The organism is Pantoea sp. SM3 (assembly GCF_000963995.1).
Lineage (GTDB): Bacteria > Pseudomonadota > Gammaproteobacteria > Enterobacterales > Enterobacteriaceae > Pantoea > Pantoea rwandensis_B.
Window position 1 is genome coordinate 1 of record NZ_JZRD01000052.1, and the last position, 16366, is coordinate 16366.

Below are 16366 nucleotides of genomic sequence, written 5' to 3' on the forward strand. Positions count from 1 at the left end.
AAAACCATGCTCATCCAGTATCTGACTGACGACTTCCGGCACGGATTTATTCACAAAGAAGCGATGTGTGCGGTATTGCTTATCCAGAAGCGCAAAGCGGGGTTCAATAATAATGAGATAACTGACCTGGTCGGCGGAACCCGTCAGGCGGCGGAAATCGGTTATATAACCGTGAACAATCTTCTGCGATTCGAATTTCTGCAGAGGTCCAATGCCCATAGTTAGCGTCACCGCTTTGCGCAGCATCCGGTCTGGTGAAATGTCATTATCCGGGCTGTTGAACATCACGCTGTAAAGGTAGTTCTCGCTCAGCGCTTCCATGCCCGTAAGATTTTCCACATCAATCGGTGAATTGCAGGCTGGAATCAATAAAGAATAACGATTGAGCGTAGAGGAAAGTTCCGATACCGTACTTTGTATTAGGTCCGAGGGGATCATTGTCATTCTCTCCTTGATGACGAATTGTTATATCCCTCATAACGGCAGAAGGAATAACGTCTGGAAAAATCTAACTGATGTCCGAAAAGAGTTGCATTAATTTATGACAATCAATGCCAGTTCTTTGTATCATCGAAAATTCGTTTAAGTGCAAAACTGTAAAGAACATAGCCAACAACAAGCTCTAATAAAGACAACATCCCCCATCCTATTCGCCACTGATCCTTGGAAAAGAAAAAAAACCAGATTGCAAAGCTAAATCCTGAAATAGAAAGCCCTAACCCCAACCCCTGAAAAAACCTTGAAATTAGTGATAATAATATTTGTCGGATTTTCATAACCCCTCAAAGAAGTACTTACATATTTTCTTGAATTCTTCCGGATTGGTGTCAGCGATATCACATGCTTTTTCATAGGGAGCAACAACATCCTCTATAAGAAAATAAAATAAATCCAGGTCACCTCTACTCTTTAACTTGTACCAGCGGTCAAAATTTCTTTGCCTCAAAGCCAGAGAGGTATACACCGCCCTGGATTCTTCGGCTCCGATAGCCAGTAACCCAGATATCGCAAAGCCAGAAATAATGGATCCGAGCATACTGCTCAGCAGGACTCTTCCCAAGTTAACACCCGTCATTGAGGTAAAAGTGGCCCCGCCTGTCACAGTAGCGGATACGTTGCTCAAGACTTTCAACACATCATGTCTGTCAATTTTGTCCACAAACTCATCTGTGAACACTTCTATCGCTTGAGGGAGAATTTCATGACCTGAAAGGCCATTTTTAATTAGCTGAGCAAACCGAATTTTATCGTCAAATCGGCTGCTACGATTGTCAGTATCAAAAAAATCATATCCCAGATAGGCCAGTGATACGGGCAAGCGGATAAATCCCTTTGTAAAAGATGCCACTAAGCCTTTACTATCTGCATTAATTGCATTCAGCATATTTCGGGCAATTTCCTTTGCGCTGTCCATCTTGCTCAGGCTCCGAACTCTATAAGAACACCATCTTCTTCATACCAGCCCAGACCGAGGCTCTTCGGTAATTCACCAGTAGCCTGATACTGCAAAAGCTGCTGGCTCAGCACCGGCAATATCTGCTGATTGAGCAGGCTGTCTACGTTGCGCGCCCCGGTGTCCGGCAGCAGGCAGGCAGCGGTTAGAGAGTCGTACAGCGCATCCGAAATATCCGTGCGCAGGCCGTAGTGGCGTTGCAGCCGCTGACTGACCTGACCGAGCTTCATTTCGACGATGATACGCATCGCCTCAGCACCCAGCGGACGGTAAATCGCCGTCTGGAAACGTGCCAGCAGTGCGGGCTGGAAGTGGTCACGGATAACCGGACGCAGCAGTTCCTGCAGCTCAGCTTCGCTGGCGTCCGGCTGCTCGTCCATTTTCTGCATCAGCATGTCACTGCCGAGGTTGGAGGTCATCAGGATAACTGTGTTACGGAAGTCAATTTCACGGCCCTCGCCGTCGCGCATAAAGCCCCGGTCAAAGACCTGATAGAACAGGTTAATCACATCGCGGTGCGCCTTCTCAACCTCATCGAGCAAAACCACGCTGTACGGGCGTTTGCGCACCGCTTCGGTCAACACGCCGCCCTGCCCGTAACCGACGTAGCCCGGCGGTGAGCCCTTAAGCTGGCTTACAGTATGCGCTTCCTGGTACTCGGAGAGGTTAATGGTGATCAACGACTTTTCACCGCCGTACAGCGTGTCGGCCAGCGCCAGTGCCGTTTCAGTCTTGCCCGTACCGCTGGTGCCGACCAGCAAGAACACACCCTGCGGGCCGTTTTCTGCGGTCAGTCCGGTTTTTGAAGCGCGCAGGCGCTGTGCAATCGCGTTTAGCGCCGCTGGCTGCCCTACAACGCGCGCTTCCAGCGCTTTTTCCAGCGTCAGCAGCTCCGTCTGTTCGTCCTTCATCAAGGAAGAGAGCGGCACGCCGGTCCAGTCGGCAATGACGCCAGCCACCGTGCGTGCGTCCACGTCCAGCGTCATCAGCGGCTCGCCCTGTTGCAGCGCGTGCAGCGCAGACTGAAGTTCAGTACGATGCGACTGCTGACTGGCGTCCTGACGGCAGGCCAGCAGCCTATCCGTCAGCTCGCGCTCGGCCACCCAACTCAGCTCTAGCTGTTCCAGACGTTCATCAGCGCTGGCCAGCTCTCTCAAAATGTCATGCATGCGCGCTTCCTGTATGAGGCCGCCCAGCGCTTCATCATCCAGGATGGCGCGCTTCTCCATATTCAGGGCATCCGTGCGGGCGCGCAGCTGCGTGATGGCTTCCGGCACCGCGTCCTGGCTCATGCGCACTCGCGCACTCGCGGTATCAAGCAGGTCTACCGCCTTGTCCGGCAGCTGGCGCCCGGTCAGGTAGCGGCGAGACAGCGTGACAGCGGCGCGCACGGCTTCATCGGTGATGTGCACGCCGTGGTGTTGAGCGTAGCGCGACTTCAGGCCCCGCAGCATCAGGCAGGCGGTCTCGTCGTCCGGCTCATCGACTTTAACCATCTGGAAGCGGCGCTCCAGTGCGGCGTCCTTTTCAAAATACTGCTTGTACTCGCTCCAGGTCGTGGCGGCGATGGTGCGCAGCTCGCCGCGCGCCAGTGCGGGCTTCAGCAGGTTAGCCGCATCCGCGCCACCTGCCTGATTACCTGCGCCGATAATGGTGTGCGCCTCGTCTATGAACAACAGCACCGGCTGCACGGCCTGCTGCACCTCCGTAATGATGTTCTTCAGGCGCTGCTCAAACTCGCCCTTCACGCCCGCGCCTGCCTGCAACATGCCAAGGTCAAGGGTGCGCACGCTGACTGTGCTCAGGCTGGCAGGCACGTTGCCTTCCGCAATGCGCAGCGCCAGTCCCTCGACCAGTGCGGTTTTGCCCACGCCCGGCTCGCCCACCAGAATCGGGTTGTTCTTGCGGCGACGCGAGAGGATGTCCACCATCTGGCGGATTTCATTGTCGCGCCCGTACACCGGGTCAATCTTCCCGTTCCGCGCGTCGGCAGTGACGTCGCGTGTGAAGCGGGACAGCGCTTCAGCGCCTGCAGCAGGCGCAGCGCCCGCCAGCGTAGGTGACTCGCCCTCCTCTGCGTTCAGGCTACGCAGAGGTTCGTTCGGCTGCAGCACGTCCGGCCTTTCGTCCGACTGCGCGTCCAGCAGCGGTCGCAGCGCCATCATCTGGCGCGGGCTCAGGGTGAGGATGGGCCAGAGCGCGTCGCAACGTTTCAGCGAGTGGTTGCCAACCATGGCTGTCAGCAAGTGCACGCTACGGATGCGCTCCTCACCGTCTACCGAGGCCGCCAGCCAGGCTTCCTTCAGCAGGTGGTGCAGGCGAGTCGAAAGATCCGGGCGGCTGCGCACCAGGCGAGGCTGACCCTCCAGAAAGCTCAGCAGCCCCTGCCAGACGCCGTCCATATCCCACTCATAGCGGCGCGCCATGACCGTGATATCGCCCTCACCCTGCTCCAGCACCTTCAGCAGCCAGTGCTCGGGCATGATTTCCGCGTGTGCGCGGGTCTGACACAGCGAAGCGGCAGCCTCCAGCGCTCGGGCGCAGAAGGGGTTAAGACGGCGCAGCAGCGCTGCAGACTGGTGTTCCATTGGTGTTCTCTCCGTTGCTGGCACGCTACCGCCCCTGGCCGTAAACCGAGGCCCATAAGGTCTGTAGTATCTGCACATCAGTGTGTTTTTCAGGCGTGCACCCGCGCGCAGGCGCACGCCTGAAAAAGCGGACGGCGAACCGTCCGCACGGGCTTACGCGGTGGCGCGCTCGTTCCAGGAATCGGAATGAATGATGTTGCCGTCCTTGTAGGTCCAGGTGATTTTTTCGTAGCGCAGCTCAATCATCTCCAGATGATTGTGCTTCTCTTTGGAAGGGTCCTTAATGTCGTGCATCACCGGGTTAACCTTCACCACCTTCACGTTCTCAAGCTTGGTGTTGAAGTACTCGACTTCCTGGCCCGCGTCGCTGATGCGGTACCATTTGAACTCCGCCGACTTCAGGGTCTGGCCAGTGGTCACGGCCTTATAAAGGTACGGACTGGACGAATCGATTTCTTTAGTCAGGAAGAACGGCGTGTGGATACGCGTGCCGGTTAGTTTTCCGGTATTGTTGTCGGTCGGGATGTACAGGTTATGTTCCTGCGCTACCACCTCAATGCTGCCTTCACGATCCTGCACGTCCACTGAACCCTTGATGTCTGCACCGCCGTCGTCCTTGAGCCACAGATAAACTGGAATTGCCATGTTGTTACTCCTTTTCAGACTGAGAATGGCCATCATCCTGTGATGACCGGGTTTGAACGCCCGGCACGCGGCAGGCATCGGCCTGCGGTACCAGACTGATTTCGACCCGGCGGTTGAGCGCACGCCCCTCCGCCGACTCGTTTGTTGCTACCGGACGATCCTGACCGTAGCCCTGCACCGCAAAGCAACTCTCTGGCACGTCGCCCGTGTCACGCATCCAGTCGCGCACCGCTTCGGCACGCTGTCGGGAGAGCACCTGGTTCAACTGTGGATGGCCGGTGCTATCGGTGTGGCCGGCGACCACAATCAGCCAGCCGGGCCGGGCTTTGATGTCCACCAGCGCATTAATCAGCACTTTGTCAGAACCCGCTCTCAGCGCCGCTTTGCCCGATTCAAAAAGGGACAGACTGTCAAGGCGCACCGTCTGTGGGCCCTGCACAACCTGCTGAATCACGGGAGCAGGCGCAGGCGGGGGTGACCAGCGGTGGATGGCTGTGTTTACCGGCGCAATAAGCCGCATGCCCTGATAAAGTCCCATGCCGAACCGCAGTGGCTCACCGCTACGCTGCCAGGCATCCAGCAGCGAGCGATCATGGATAAGCGCATCGCGCGCAAGCGTTTTGGCCGCGATAGCGTCCTCCGGCAGGCTGCGCCACAGGGCAAGGTGATCGGCCACGCTGCGCACAAGGCGCTGGTTATGAATGAAGGAAGCAAGCATGGCCAGCGCCAGAAACAGGCCGAAAGTCAGTCCAGCTATTCGCGCCGAGCGCAGCCAGCGGCTAATACCCTGCTGCTGCGGAATATCGGACAGCAGCACATCCGGCAGCGGCAACGGCAGTGAAAGCTGAGAGGGGCTGTTTTCAGGCGACAGCGTGGTCAGCCCGGCGAGATGTTGCTGCCAGAGGTTGCCCGGTTGCGACGGCAATGGCGTCAGGCAGACGCCGAACTGGCACGGGTTCGCAGCATGCGGCACTGCAGCCTGATCCACATACCACTGCATCAGGCTTTGCAGTCTGAGCGCGTGATGAAAATGAAGGGGCTCCCGGGTGACCCACTCCGCCAGCGAAAGGCGGGCGTCATTTTCCGGATGAAACTGAAACTGCGGATGATCTGGCGTAAGGCTGAACCAGTGCATACCCTCATCCACTGACGAGCCCCATATCACCGTCCACAATGGCGGCAACCCATTCAACACATGCCGACACTGTGAAAAGGCACGCAGCCACCCATTCTGCTGTTGCGTTAATAGGTCTGCGGAGGTGTGCTGCCCGGGGATGATCGCCAGCATCACCGAAAGCTGAGGTACCAGTGCCGGATACTGCTGTGCCAGCCGTTCTGCCAGCGTGGGCAATTCAGCAGGCTGACGCACGTTCAGGTACCACCCATGCCGGGTCTCGCGGTGAGTCTGATCACCAAACAACGGCGATGTATCCCCTGTCACCAGAATCACCGGGCCATGATAGGTTTCCGGCGGCAGGCAGGCATCCATGGTTGGTCGATCACCAGGAGCATTACGCTGTAGACGCCACAGAATAAAACCGGTCACCAGCAGCACCAGTGCGCAGAGCACTGCCGTATTCATCGCCGTCAGTCCCGAAAAGCCCGTCACCAGCAGGATGGCGAACACGGTCCCCAGCAGCGTCAGGCCCTGGCGTGAATCGGGTCGTAACATTACTGTGCACCCGCCATGCGCGATACCATGTCTGCCAGCGCTGATTCCAGCACGAACCAGAGACCGCCAAGCAGCACGACGGCCATCGCCCAGCTCAGCCAGTAAAAGCGGCGGCCGGTGTGCAGACCTTTAGGTCGCACCACCAGCGGCGCATCTTCCGGCAACGCAAATGGCGGCACCCGCGCAGCCAATGCATTCACCACGTCCTCACGACGTTCATCATCCTGCGCGCGGTAATGCCCGACGAAACCCAACTGCAGCGTGCGGTAGAAACAGGTCAGCACCGTAACGTCTGCTGCAGGCTCGTTCAATACAGTGCGGATGCGATCCCAGAGCGCTTCGCCGCCGTTCAGTGAACCAAAGAAGCGCACCTGCAGTGGATCACGGGTCCAGCGCAGCCAGCCATCGTCCTGGCTCCCTCTGTTCAGGACAGCCTCATCCAGCAGCACGCAGAAGGCATACAGCATGTGGTCGCGGCTGGCGTCACTGAAGCCAGCCTCTGTCAGCGCCTCACGGGCTGACTTCACCCAACCTGCCGCCCGGCGATAAAGCGCGTCACCGTTCTCAATTTGCTGTCCGCAGCGCAACTGGCTCACCATCAGCCAGCCCTGAAAAAACAGTTTTTCTGTCAGTTTGTTATGATTATTCATGAGCGCAGCACCGCGTAGAGTTCCAGTTTCAACTCACCGAGCGATTCTGGCGTATAGAAAGTGCAGCCACCGGAGGCCAGCATCGCCCTGGCCGCATCCGTTGAGAGGTCCAGCGCAAAATACTGGTTCTCAAGGCGCAGCGGGATGGCCGCAGGAACGTGAGGCAGTGGGCGGATGACCATTCCGCTCAGCGCAATATTCACCACCTCAGAAACATCGTCCTGGCTGCCGGCTTTACACAACAGCGGGAAGCGCGCCTGAAGCTCGTGATTCGGCAGGGAAGAGCGAACGGACAGATAAAAGTCCGCGCCTTCGCGCAGTCGTGCGTCGTGGAGTTTTCCCCTCCACAGCACGCCCTGTTTTTCCAGGTCGATGGTGACAACCCGGGAAGGCAGGCTCGCCTCCAACAGCGTATCCAGCAGCGTGAAAAGCGGCGGGAAAACCTGCTCTGGCGCGTTGTGCAGGTAGGCCGGGATATCTTCCGGCACATTCTCGAGGGAAAATGTCAGCAGGCTGCCCGCAAGGCGCACCAGTTCACGGTAAAGCAGTTCAGGATGGCGCGACGGTGACTGGTACAACTCTGTCAGCACCGGCTCCGCACTGTTCAGCGCATTGAGCAGCCAGAACAGAGAAACGTCTGACACGGCAAAATCCGCCATGCGTTCGTTACTCTCGCGACGCAGTTGCATCAGACGCTGACGGCGTGCCTGCAGGCGATGAAGCAGGTCACCCAGCGCCGCGATCAGCGCCGGACTCCCAGCCAGTGACAGCAGGGGTGGAATAAACGCGGCGTCGCGCATCCACTGCCCCTGCGCGTTGCGCACCAAACGGGCAACCGGACAGGTCAGGTATGCCGCGTTTTCCTGATGCGCCAGCCGCAGGCGCAGTGCAAAACGCTGTACCGCAATCTCTGTACGCTCGTGACCTGCCAGCTCCTGCACGCGCTCCCGGGTGGCGACCCAACGGCGCGGACGTTCGCTGTCCGCACCGTTTTCCAGATTACCGCCGTTGGCGTTGATCAGCGGCAGCGCCAGTACCACCTCTACGCTGTCCCGGTCCGTCACCTCACTTAACTCACAGACAGGAGGCAATGTGTCAGCCAGACGGGTATCGAGCAGGGTGCCATCCGCAAAGCGGACGGCAATGCGCGTCGCATTCAGCTTCGACAGTGCCAGCGCACCCTCATCGAACTCAACACACAGCACGCCCCAGGGGTGTGCCAGCGTCATGCCTGCGATGGTGCCTGCCACATGCGCGTCCCACATGGCCTGCTGCTGAAACTGTTGCGGCGTCAGAAACGCGCCGTCTTCCCATAACGGACGGTAAATTTTCATTCCGGATAGCCGCCTTACGCTTTCGCTTTTGGCATCTGCGATACCAGCGAGAGATTGACGTCCATGCCTTCCACCTGGAAATGCGGCACTGCGAAGAGTTTCACGCGGAAGAAGCCTGGGTTGTCTTCGATATCTTCCACCACCACCTTCGCATCGCGCAGCGGGTGTGAGGCCTGCAACGCGTCACCTGGATCGGTCATCTCGGTCACCAGGCTCTTCACCCAGGTGTTTAGCTCGAGTTCGAGCAAGCGGCGATCTTTAGTGGTGCCGATGTTTTCGCGCTGAATCAGCTTCAGATAATGCGCGATGCGCGACAGCAGGAAGATATAGGGCAAGCGCGCGTTGATGCGGCTATTGGCGGTGGCGTCTGTAGTGTCATAAATCGCGGGCTTCTGCGCCGAGTTCGCTGAGAAGAAACAGGCATAATCACGGTTTTTGTAATACGAAAGCGGAATGAAACCCAGATTGGCGAATTCAAACTCGCGCGTTTCAGGGATCATCACTTCAGAGGGGATTTTCACCTGATTACCGGTGCCGAGGTCATACAGGTGAATCGGCAGATCCTGCACAGCACCGCCCGCCTGTGGACCACGAATCTGCACGCACCAGCCGTTGTTGATAAAGCTTTTCACCATGTTGGCGGCGAAAGCGAAAGACGAATTGGTCCAGAGATATTTTTCGTGATCCGGGCCTTTCACCTCTTCAACATAGTTAAAACTGCGCACCGGCACGGTATCAGGTCCGTACGGCAAACGTCCCAGCACACGCGGCATGGTCAGACCGATATACCGTGAATCATCGGTATCACGGAACGATTTCCACTTAATGTATTCCGCACGATCGAAGTAGTTGCCGATGTCTTTGATGGCTGCCACTTCTTCCATTGTTTCCTTAAGGAAAAACGCCGGACCGGCTGACCCGATAAACGGCATATGGGCGGATGCCGCAACTTTCGAGATATTACGCAGCAGTGCGATATCCTGCGCAGAAGCATCGAATTCATAGGCTGCAATCACCGCACCGATCGGCTCGCCACCCGGCGTGTCGTACTCAGCGACATACGTTTGCAGATAGAGGCCACTTTGGATAATTTCCGGCGCGTCTTCAAAGTCCTGACGCAAATCTTCTTTCGATACATCAAGCACTTCCAGTTTGACGTTTTGGCGGAAATCGGTCTTATCCACCAACGATTTCAAACCACGCCACACCGATTCGACTTTCTGGAATTCGTCGTGGTGCATCACCGCGTCCAGCTGTCGGCTGATCTGATAATCCAGCTCGGCAATGTGATGATCCAACAAGGTTTTATCCAGCTTTTCGACTTTCTCACCGCTGATTTTTAAGCGATTAAGAAACACCTGCATCGCCGCCGTCACGCGCTCGTCAGCAGTGGCATCTGACATTGCCTGATTGTCTTGCCAGACATTCAGGTCACTCAGTGAGCTAACCGGATTAAGATTAATTTTGTCGAACAGCGAGGCGTACACGCCTTCCGCTGCAGAGTTTTCAAGCACAGTGGTTTCACCGGAAGATCGGGTTTCATTCTGAACTGACATCAGCATCGTCTCTCATTTAGTCCGTTAAAAGGGGTTCAGCCGTTATCGCTGGCAAGCGCAGAAAGTTCCGCACGCAGTTCGTCACTCAGTGCCGGGTCTTTCAGGATGATCTCCAGTTCTTTGCGGAAATTGACGTTATCGAGCAGATTGGATTTGAGATCGCGCAGCAGATTACGCATCGCGAGCATCGCTTTGAGTTGCGGGATCTGACGAGCGACCTGTTCAGGTTCGAAGTCTTTGATGTTGCTGAATGTCAGATTGATGGCCTGTTCACTGCCATCCGCTGACAAGGTATCCGGCACGGTGAGTCGGACTGATGGCGAGAAGTCAGCGAGTACGCTGTCAAAATTGTTTTTATTGACGTTGACCTTTTCGCGTTCGCTCAGCACGCGATCTTCCTGGCCATTACTGAAATCGCCGGTCACCAGCAGTTTGAGCGGCAGCTCCATTTTGCGTGCAGCGCCGCCGGTGTGAACGTCGAGTTTGATATTAACGCGCGCTTTGGGTATTTCGTTTTGATAAGAATTACTCATACAACCTCCTGTTAGACAAGCGCGGAAAGCACGCTTTATGCACACTTTCCTTGTGTGATTCGAGGCGAATATATAACAGGCTAATTTGGGTTAGCAACAGATGAAGATGAACTTTGCGATCTGATTTATATAGGAAATTTCTGATACTTGGCTTTAAGTCGTTGAAGTTAATCCAGGATTAATGAGGAGAATGGTGATGATTTATTTTTTATGAGTGTTCTTATGCGCCTTATTTTCTTAGGATTTATCGTAAGAAACATCTCAATCATTAATATATTTCATGATGAAATGGTCGATAAGGTACATTAGTCGGAATGTGACATTCTGCCGTCTATTTTTTCTCTGCCCATTGAAACGAAAAACCCCGAAAGTTGGTTATCCAACTTTCGGGGTTCACGTTAAGAAGCGGGTTTGTCAGGATTAACTGTTGCGGTGTAAATGACTACTCACAAATGCGCGACATCGATCTGAGAGCGGATCAGTGAATACCTGCTGTGGTGGCCCCGACTCTTCGATTTTGCCCTGATGCAGAAACACCGCTTTGTTGGAGACATCACGCGCGAAGCCCATTTCGTGGGTGACGATGATCATCGTACGTCCCTCTTCAGCCAGGCTGCGGATCACCCGTAACACTTCGCCCACCAGTTCAGGGTCGAGTGCGGAGGTCGGTTCATCAAAAAGAAGCGCTTTGGGCTGCTGTGCCAACGCACGGGCTATCGCCACACGCTGCTGCTGCCCACCTGACAGCTGCGATGGCCACGCGTTGCGCTTTTCATACAGGCCGACTTTATGCAGCAGGGCTTCAGCTTCCTCAATCACCTCTTTATGGCCGCGTTTTTGTACATGCACGGGCGCTTCAATAATGTTCTGCAGCACCGTTTTGTGCGGCCACAAATTGAAACTCTGAAACACGAATCCCAATTGCATGCGCATCAGTTTGATACGGCGCAGTTGCTCCCGGCTCAGTTTCTCGTTGGGATTGTCAATGGTGACCACCTCATCCCCGACCGCGATTTCCCCGCCTTGCGGCACTTCAAGAAACGGAATACAGCGCAATAGCGTACTTTTTCCGGAACCACTGGCGCCAATCAGCGATATCACGTCGCCATCCTGCGCCGTCAGGCTGATGTCATGAAGCACCTCATGCCCGCTATAACTTTTTCTGAGATGACTCAGGGCGATAGTGGGTTTACTCATTGACGTGCTCCAACATGATAAGGTGACAAACGGCGCTCCAGCAGCGCCACCGCTTTACTGACCAGCACAGTCAGCAGCAGATAGATGATCGCCGCACTGATAAACACCTCCAGCGCGCGGAACGTCTCCGACACAATCGAGTCCGCAATACCGGTCATTTCCATCAAGCTGATGGTGCTGACCAGTGAAGTGGATTTGATCATCGAGATAATTTCATTGCTGTAAGCAGGCAACGCCTGACGCACGGCGAGCGGCAAGGTGATGCGGCGCAGCGTCGTGAAGCGCGACATACCGCTGACTTTGGCTGCCTCAAGCGACTGCACGCTAACGGCATTAAGACCACCACGAAGAATCTCCGAGGTGTAAGCCGCATCGTTAAGCACCAGCGCAATGAGCCCGCACCAGTAGGGATCGCGCAACAGCGGCCACAGCACGCTCTCGCGCACTGCCGGTAAACTCCCCAATCCGTAATAAATCATAAAAATCTGGATTAACAAGGGTGTGCCGCGGAACAGCCAAACGTAAAAGCGGGCAAAGACGCTACCATAGCGATTCTGGCGCAACAGGTTAAGTAATAACGCTAAAATCCCCCCACCCAGCAGTGACAAAACGGCCAGATTAAGGGTCAGTGGTAAACCGCGCAGCAACGCGGCCAGCGTATGCTGTAAAAAGGTGAAATCCATCGTGGCTCCTTACAACCGCGCGCGTTGTTGCCCGCGCATGGCCACTTTTTCCACATAGCGGAAAACAAAATCGGAACAGGTGGTGATGATCAGGTAGATCACCGCGCCAACGCTGTAAAAGAAAAACGGCATTTGCGTGGAGTTGGATGCAGTGGAAATCTGGTTCATGGTTTCCACTAAGCCGGTGACAGAAACCAGTGCAGACTCTTTGATCACTGATTGCCATTGATTCCCCATGCCTGGCAGCGCGGTGCGAAGCGCCTGCGGCACGATCATGCGGCGAAACAACATCAGTCGTCCCATACCTGTCACCGTAGCCGCTTCCAGCGTGCCTTTCGGGATGGCGTAAAATGCGCCACGAAACACACCACTCTGGTAAGCGCCAGAGATCAATCCGATGGCGATAGCCCCGGCGACAAAGCCGTTAACATCAAACGGCCCCTGCATGCCCAATGTTTCCCCGACGAAGGAGACCACCTGACGTCCGCCGAAGTAAAACAAATAGATCACCAGCAGCTCAGGGACACCGCGAAACAGCGTGATATAGCCATTAGCGAGGCGCTGTTGCCAGCGCGCACCACCAATTTGCATCCAACAGAGTAGGCTACCGAGCACCGCGCCCAACAGCCATGCACATAACGAAACGGTGACGGTCACCGTGGCGGCGTCAAGCAACACGCCGCCCCAGCCTTCGTCACCAAAACCTAACAGTTGCCAGTCAATAGTCATAAGCGCTCAGCATTACTCCGCAGGCGCGACGTTCTCGCCGAACCATTTCTCTGACAGCTGCTTCAACGTGCCATCTTTGATCATTGAAACTAAAGCCGTATCCAGCGCCGCTTTGAGCTCCGGGTTGTTCTTCTGAATAGCAATCGCGGAACCCTGCCCTAATACACCACCGGAGAAGCCGTAACCGGTGCTGTTCACGGTATCGGTGTGTTTTTTCACATAGGCATTCAGGTTGGTGCGTGACGCCATCACCGCATCAACGCGACCGTTAAGCAGGTCAGCAAACGTTTCCGGGCCAGCCTGATAGGTACGGATGGTGGCAACATCAGCCAGATATTTGTTGAGGAAGTCAGCCTGAATAGTCGCGACCTGCACGGCGATAGTTTTACCTTTGAATTTTGCTTTCAGCGCATCGATGGCTTTCGTCATGCCCGCCTCGTCACCCGCCTGAACGACTTCACCGTTACCTGGCAAGGTATCTACAGCGCTGCCTTTCAGGGTCACAAAACCAGATACGCTCACGGTGTACTGATGGGTGAAATCCACCACTTCTTCACGCTTAGGTGTCACGGTAACCGCATCAATGACAGCATCATATTTGCCATCGACCAGGCCTGGGATCATGCCAGACCATTTCTGCGCCACGATTTCATATTTGAAGCCCGCACGCTTAGCCAGTTCCGCCACCATATCGGGCTCATAGCCAACAATTTTGCCGCTCGGCGTAGACTGGTTGAACGGAGGATAAGCCGCTTCAGTCGCGAATTTCAGCGTGCCAAAATCTTTTGCCTGCACCAGTGCAGAAGCAGCTAGCAACAACAGGCCAGCGGAAGCGGTAAACAGCCCTTTACGCATTATCATAAAACCTCAGAGTTCATTATTTTAGGAGAGTAAATCGATGGCTAAACGGGCTAATGCCTGAGTGCCTGCATGAATGCTGCGTTCGTCGGGTTGGTAATCCGAATTATGCAGATGGTCGTCGCGTCCTGGCGCACCGGATCCAATGTGGATCTGGCAACCCGGCGCTCGCTCAGTAAACAGGGAGAAGTCCTCCGCGCCAAAACTGGCACTCGGTTTCGCCACAATCGGCTTACCAAACTGATGAGACAAAATCGGTTCGAGCGCATCAATCAGCGCATCATCATTCATTAACGGGGGCACGCCGCGCTGATAGTTGACATCAATGCGTGTATTCAGCGACAGCGCCACACCGGCACAGATACGTTTAAATGCGTGCTCAATATGCGCGCGTGACTCAGGTGACTTCGCCCGCACGGTGCCCTGAATCAGGCAGCTATCGGAGATGATGTTGTGCGTCGAGCCACCGTGAATATGGCCGATGGTCAATACGGCGGAATGTGCCGGATCGAGTTCACGTGAAATGATGGTTTGCAGTTGGCTGATGAGGTTCGCCGCCGCAATAATCGGATCGGTTCCCATATGCGGGCGCGCAGCATGAGTGGATTTGCCGTGGACGACGACATCGAATTCGTCGCTGGAAGCCGTGCTGGCGCCGCGCGTCAAGGCAATTTCACCTGCCGCCAGCTCAGGCTTGTTATGCAGGGTGATCGCCACATCTACACCCTCTGCCACGCCATCAGCTATCATCGCCTCGGCGCCACTCTCTGGCGTCTCTTCTGCTGGCTGGAAGATCAGCCGCGCGGTGCCTTTTAATTGGCCGCGATATTGCGCAACAATCGCCGCCACACCAAGCAGCGTCGCCGTGTGGATGTCGTGGCCGCAGGCATGCATCTTACCGGGATAGGTGCTGCTAAAAGGTAATCCGGTTTGTTCCTGGATCGGCAGCGCGTCCATATCGGCGCGGATCAGGAGGGTTTTGCCCGGCTGTTCGCCCACAATGTCCACGACCACGCCGGTTTTGCCGACGCCTGTTTGTGGCGAAAGACCAAGGCGCAGCAATTCCTGCTCGACGATATGAGCGGTACGAATCGTGTCAAACCCCAGTTCGGGATGCGCGTGAATATCACGGCGGATGGCAATGAGGTGCGCTTCCATGCTTTCGCTTTTGGCGCTGATGTCCCTGGCTAAAACATCTTTAAGGTCGGTCATGATGGCATTGATCTTTTCAGGCTGACGCCTGGCCTTTATGGCATTTTTATGATGATTGACCTCGTATTTATTCACAGCCATAGCAGGATTGCAACGCGCATTGCTAATGGTTACTTGCTGAAATATCGTGATATTTTGCTAATCCACTGCGTTTGCAGGATAAAAGCCCGGGTTCGCATCTTCAGTCAGTTATAACATTCATAATCCACATAAGATCATCAGATTTACTGATTTTGTGATTGAACAAAAACGAAGCAATTTTCGGCCCTTTACCGCTAATTTATCTGTTCAAGCAACCACGCACGCACGGCCTTTACGCTCGTGTGTTCACGTGGACGATGGGGAGAGACCAGATACCAGCCCGCATCAACGTTCATTTGCTGAGGAAAGGCGGGCACCAGACGACCGTGTGCGAGATCGTTTTCGACAAAGTGCGGACTGGTAAGCGCAATGCCTTGCCCGCTGATCGCTGCCTCTAAGGCCAGCGCAGTCTGGTTAAAACGCAAATGATGCTGATGACGTAGCGTGTTGTGCGGGAAAAGATAAGAGAGAAACACTGGCCACAAATGGTGCCCGTCATGCAGCAAAACATAGCGCTCAAAGCTAACCCGATCCTGCGGATCGCCCAACCCAGCCAATAAATCCGGACTCACCACTGCCAATACACTTTGACTGAACAGCAGCGTGGCATCCAGCCCTGCCCCAAACGGAGGGCGTCCATAACGCACCGCCAGATCAACCCCTTCATGATGAAACTGCACCAATCTTTCTGAGGCCAGTACGCGAAGGTCAATATCCGGCCACGCGGCGGTAAAGGCCGGTAAGCGAGGCAGCATCCAGCGGCTGGCAAAAGTCGGGGTGACACTCAAGGTCAAGCGGTCCGGTTCGGGTCGCAAAGCACGTGTGGCCTCATCGATCAACTCAAACGCCTGACGGACACTCACCGCATAACCTGCACCCGCTGCGGTTAACGCCAAAGTCCGCGGCAGCCGTTCGAACAATTTCAGCCCCAGGCTGCTCTCCAGTCCACGAATTTGCTGTGCCACCGCGCCCTGAGTGACACCAAGCTCTTCAGCAGCGAGGCGAAAATTGAGATGACGCGTTACCGCTTCGAAGACTTTCAACGCATTAAGCGGCGGTAGCGTGGAGAACCCCTGACTCATCCTGTAGTTTTCCTATCGTCAATTGCGAATCAGACTGACTCTCTGCAGCCAAATTTAGTCCCTATACTGCAATAAATCGACTTCTAAACTAAT

General features: G+C 55.3%; 15 protein-coding genes. All 15 read right to left on the minus strand.

Annotated elements, in window-relative coordinates:
* Positions 1-444 (minus strand): contractile injection system protein, VgrG/Pvc8 family (locus VI01_RS22875; RefSeq protein WP_231638580.1); only part of this gene is annotated, 444 nt, incomplete at its 3' end.
* Between the two features lie 328 nt (positions 445-772).
* Positions 773-1414 carry a hypothetical protein gene (locus VI01_RS22880; protein WP_045816757.1) on the minus strand — a complete coding sequence of 214 codons (642 nt, stop codon included), beginning with the start codon at positions 1412-1414 and terminating at the stop codon, positions 773-775.
* A 5-nt stretch (positions 1415-1419) separates the two neighbouring features.
* On the minus strand, positions 1420-4041 hold the full coding sequence (tssH, locus tag VI01_RS22885) for a type VI secretion system ATPase TssH (RefSeq protein WP_045816758.1): 2622 nt from the start codon (positions 4039-4041) through the stop codon (positions 1420-1422).
* Positions 4042-4194: 153 nt separating this feature from the next.
* The gene (gene hcp / locus VI01_RS22890) at positions 4195-4686 is read right to left on the minus strand and encodes a type VI secretion system effector Hcp (RefSeq protein WP_045816759.1); all 492 of its coding nucleotides are present in this window, start codon (positions 4684-4686) and stop codon (positions 4195-4197) included.
* Positions 4687-4690: 4 nt separating this feature from the next.
* Positions 4691-6358, minus strand: a complete 1668-nt coding sequence (locus tag VI01_RS22895) for an OmpA family protein (protein WP_082082102.1) — start codon at positions 6356-6358, stop codon at positions 4691-4693.
* Positions 6358-7008: a type VI secretion system protein TssL, short form gene (tssL, locus tag VI01_RS22900; RefSeq protein WP_045816760.1), complete on the minus strand. Its 651-nt coding sequence runs from the start codon at positions 7006-7008 to the stop codon at positions 6358-6360. The genes VI01_RS22895 and tssL overlap by 1 nt, the downstream gene beginning before the upstream one ends.
* Complete coding sequence (gene tssK, locus VI01_RS22905; RefSeq protein ID WP_045816761.1) at positions 7005-8342, minus strand: type VI secretion system baseplate subunit TssK; 1338 nt, start codon at positions 8340-8342, stop codon at positions 7005-7007. Before tssK ends, tssL begins: the two co-directional genes overlap by 4 nt.
* A 14-nt stretch (positions 8343-8356) precedes the next feature.
* Positions 8357-9904 carry a type VI secretion system contractile sheath large subunit gene (gene tssC, locus VI01_RS22910; protein ID WP_045816762.1) on the minus strand — a complete coding sequence of 516 codons (1548 nt, stop codon included), beginning with the start codon at positions 9902-9904 and terminating at the stop codon, positions 8357-8359.
* Positions 9905-9933: 29 nt separating this feature from the next.
* Positions 9934-10431: a type VI secretion system contractile sheath small subunit gene (gene tssB, locus VI01_RS22915; RefSeq protein ID WP_045816763.1), complete on the minus strand. Its 498-nt coding sequence runs from the start codon at positions 10429-10431 to the stop codon at positions 9934-9936.
* A gap of 420 nt (positions 10432-10851) precedes the next feature.
* Positions 10852-11628, minus strand: a complete 777-nt coding sequence (locus VI01_RS22920) for an ABC transporter ATP-binding protein (protein WP_045816764.1) — start codon at positions 11626-11628, stop codon at positions 10852-10854.
* Positions 11625-12311, minus strand: coding sequence for an ABC transporter permease (locus VI01_RS22925; protein WP_045816765.1), 687 nt, complete (start codon positions 12309-12311; stop codon positions 11625-11627). The genes VI01_RS22920 and VI01_RS22925 overlap by 4 nt, the downstream gene beginning before the upstream one ends.
* 9 nt (positions 12312-12320) lie before the next feature.
* Positions 12321-13040, minus strand: coding sequence for an ABC transporter permease (locus VI01_RS22930; protein WP_045816766.1), 720 nt, complete (start codon positions 13038-13040; stop codon positions 12321-12323).
* A 12-nt stretch (positions 13041-13052) separates the two neighbouring features.
* Positions 13053-13901, minus strand: coding sequence for a transporter substrate-binding domain-containing protein (locus VI01_RS22935; RefSeq protein WP_369801891.1), 849 nt, complete (start codon positions 13899-13901; stop codon positions 13053-13055).
* Between the two features lie 21 nt (positions 13902-13922).
* Positions 13923-15110: a M20 family metallopeptidase gene (locus tag VI01_RS22940; protein ID WP_082082107.1), complete on the minus strand. Its 1188-nt coding sequence runs from the start codon at positions 15108-15110 to the stop codon at positions 13923-13925.
* 275 nt (positions 15111-15385) lie between these two features.
* Positions 15386-16273, minus strand: coding sequence for a LysR substrate-binding domain-containing protein (locus VI01_RS22945; protein WP_045816767.1), 888 nt, complete (start codon positions 16271-16273; stop codon positions 15386-15388).
* Positions 16274-16366 lie beyond the last annotated feature (93 nt).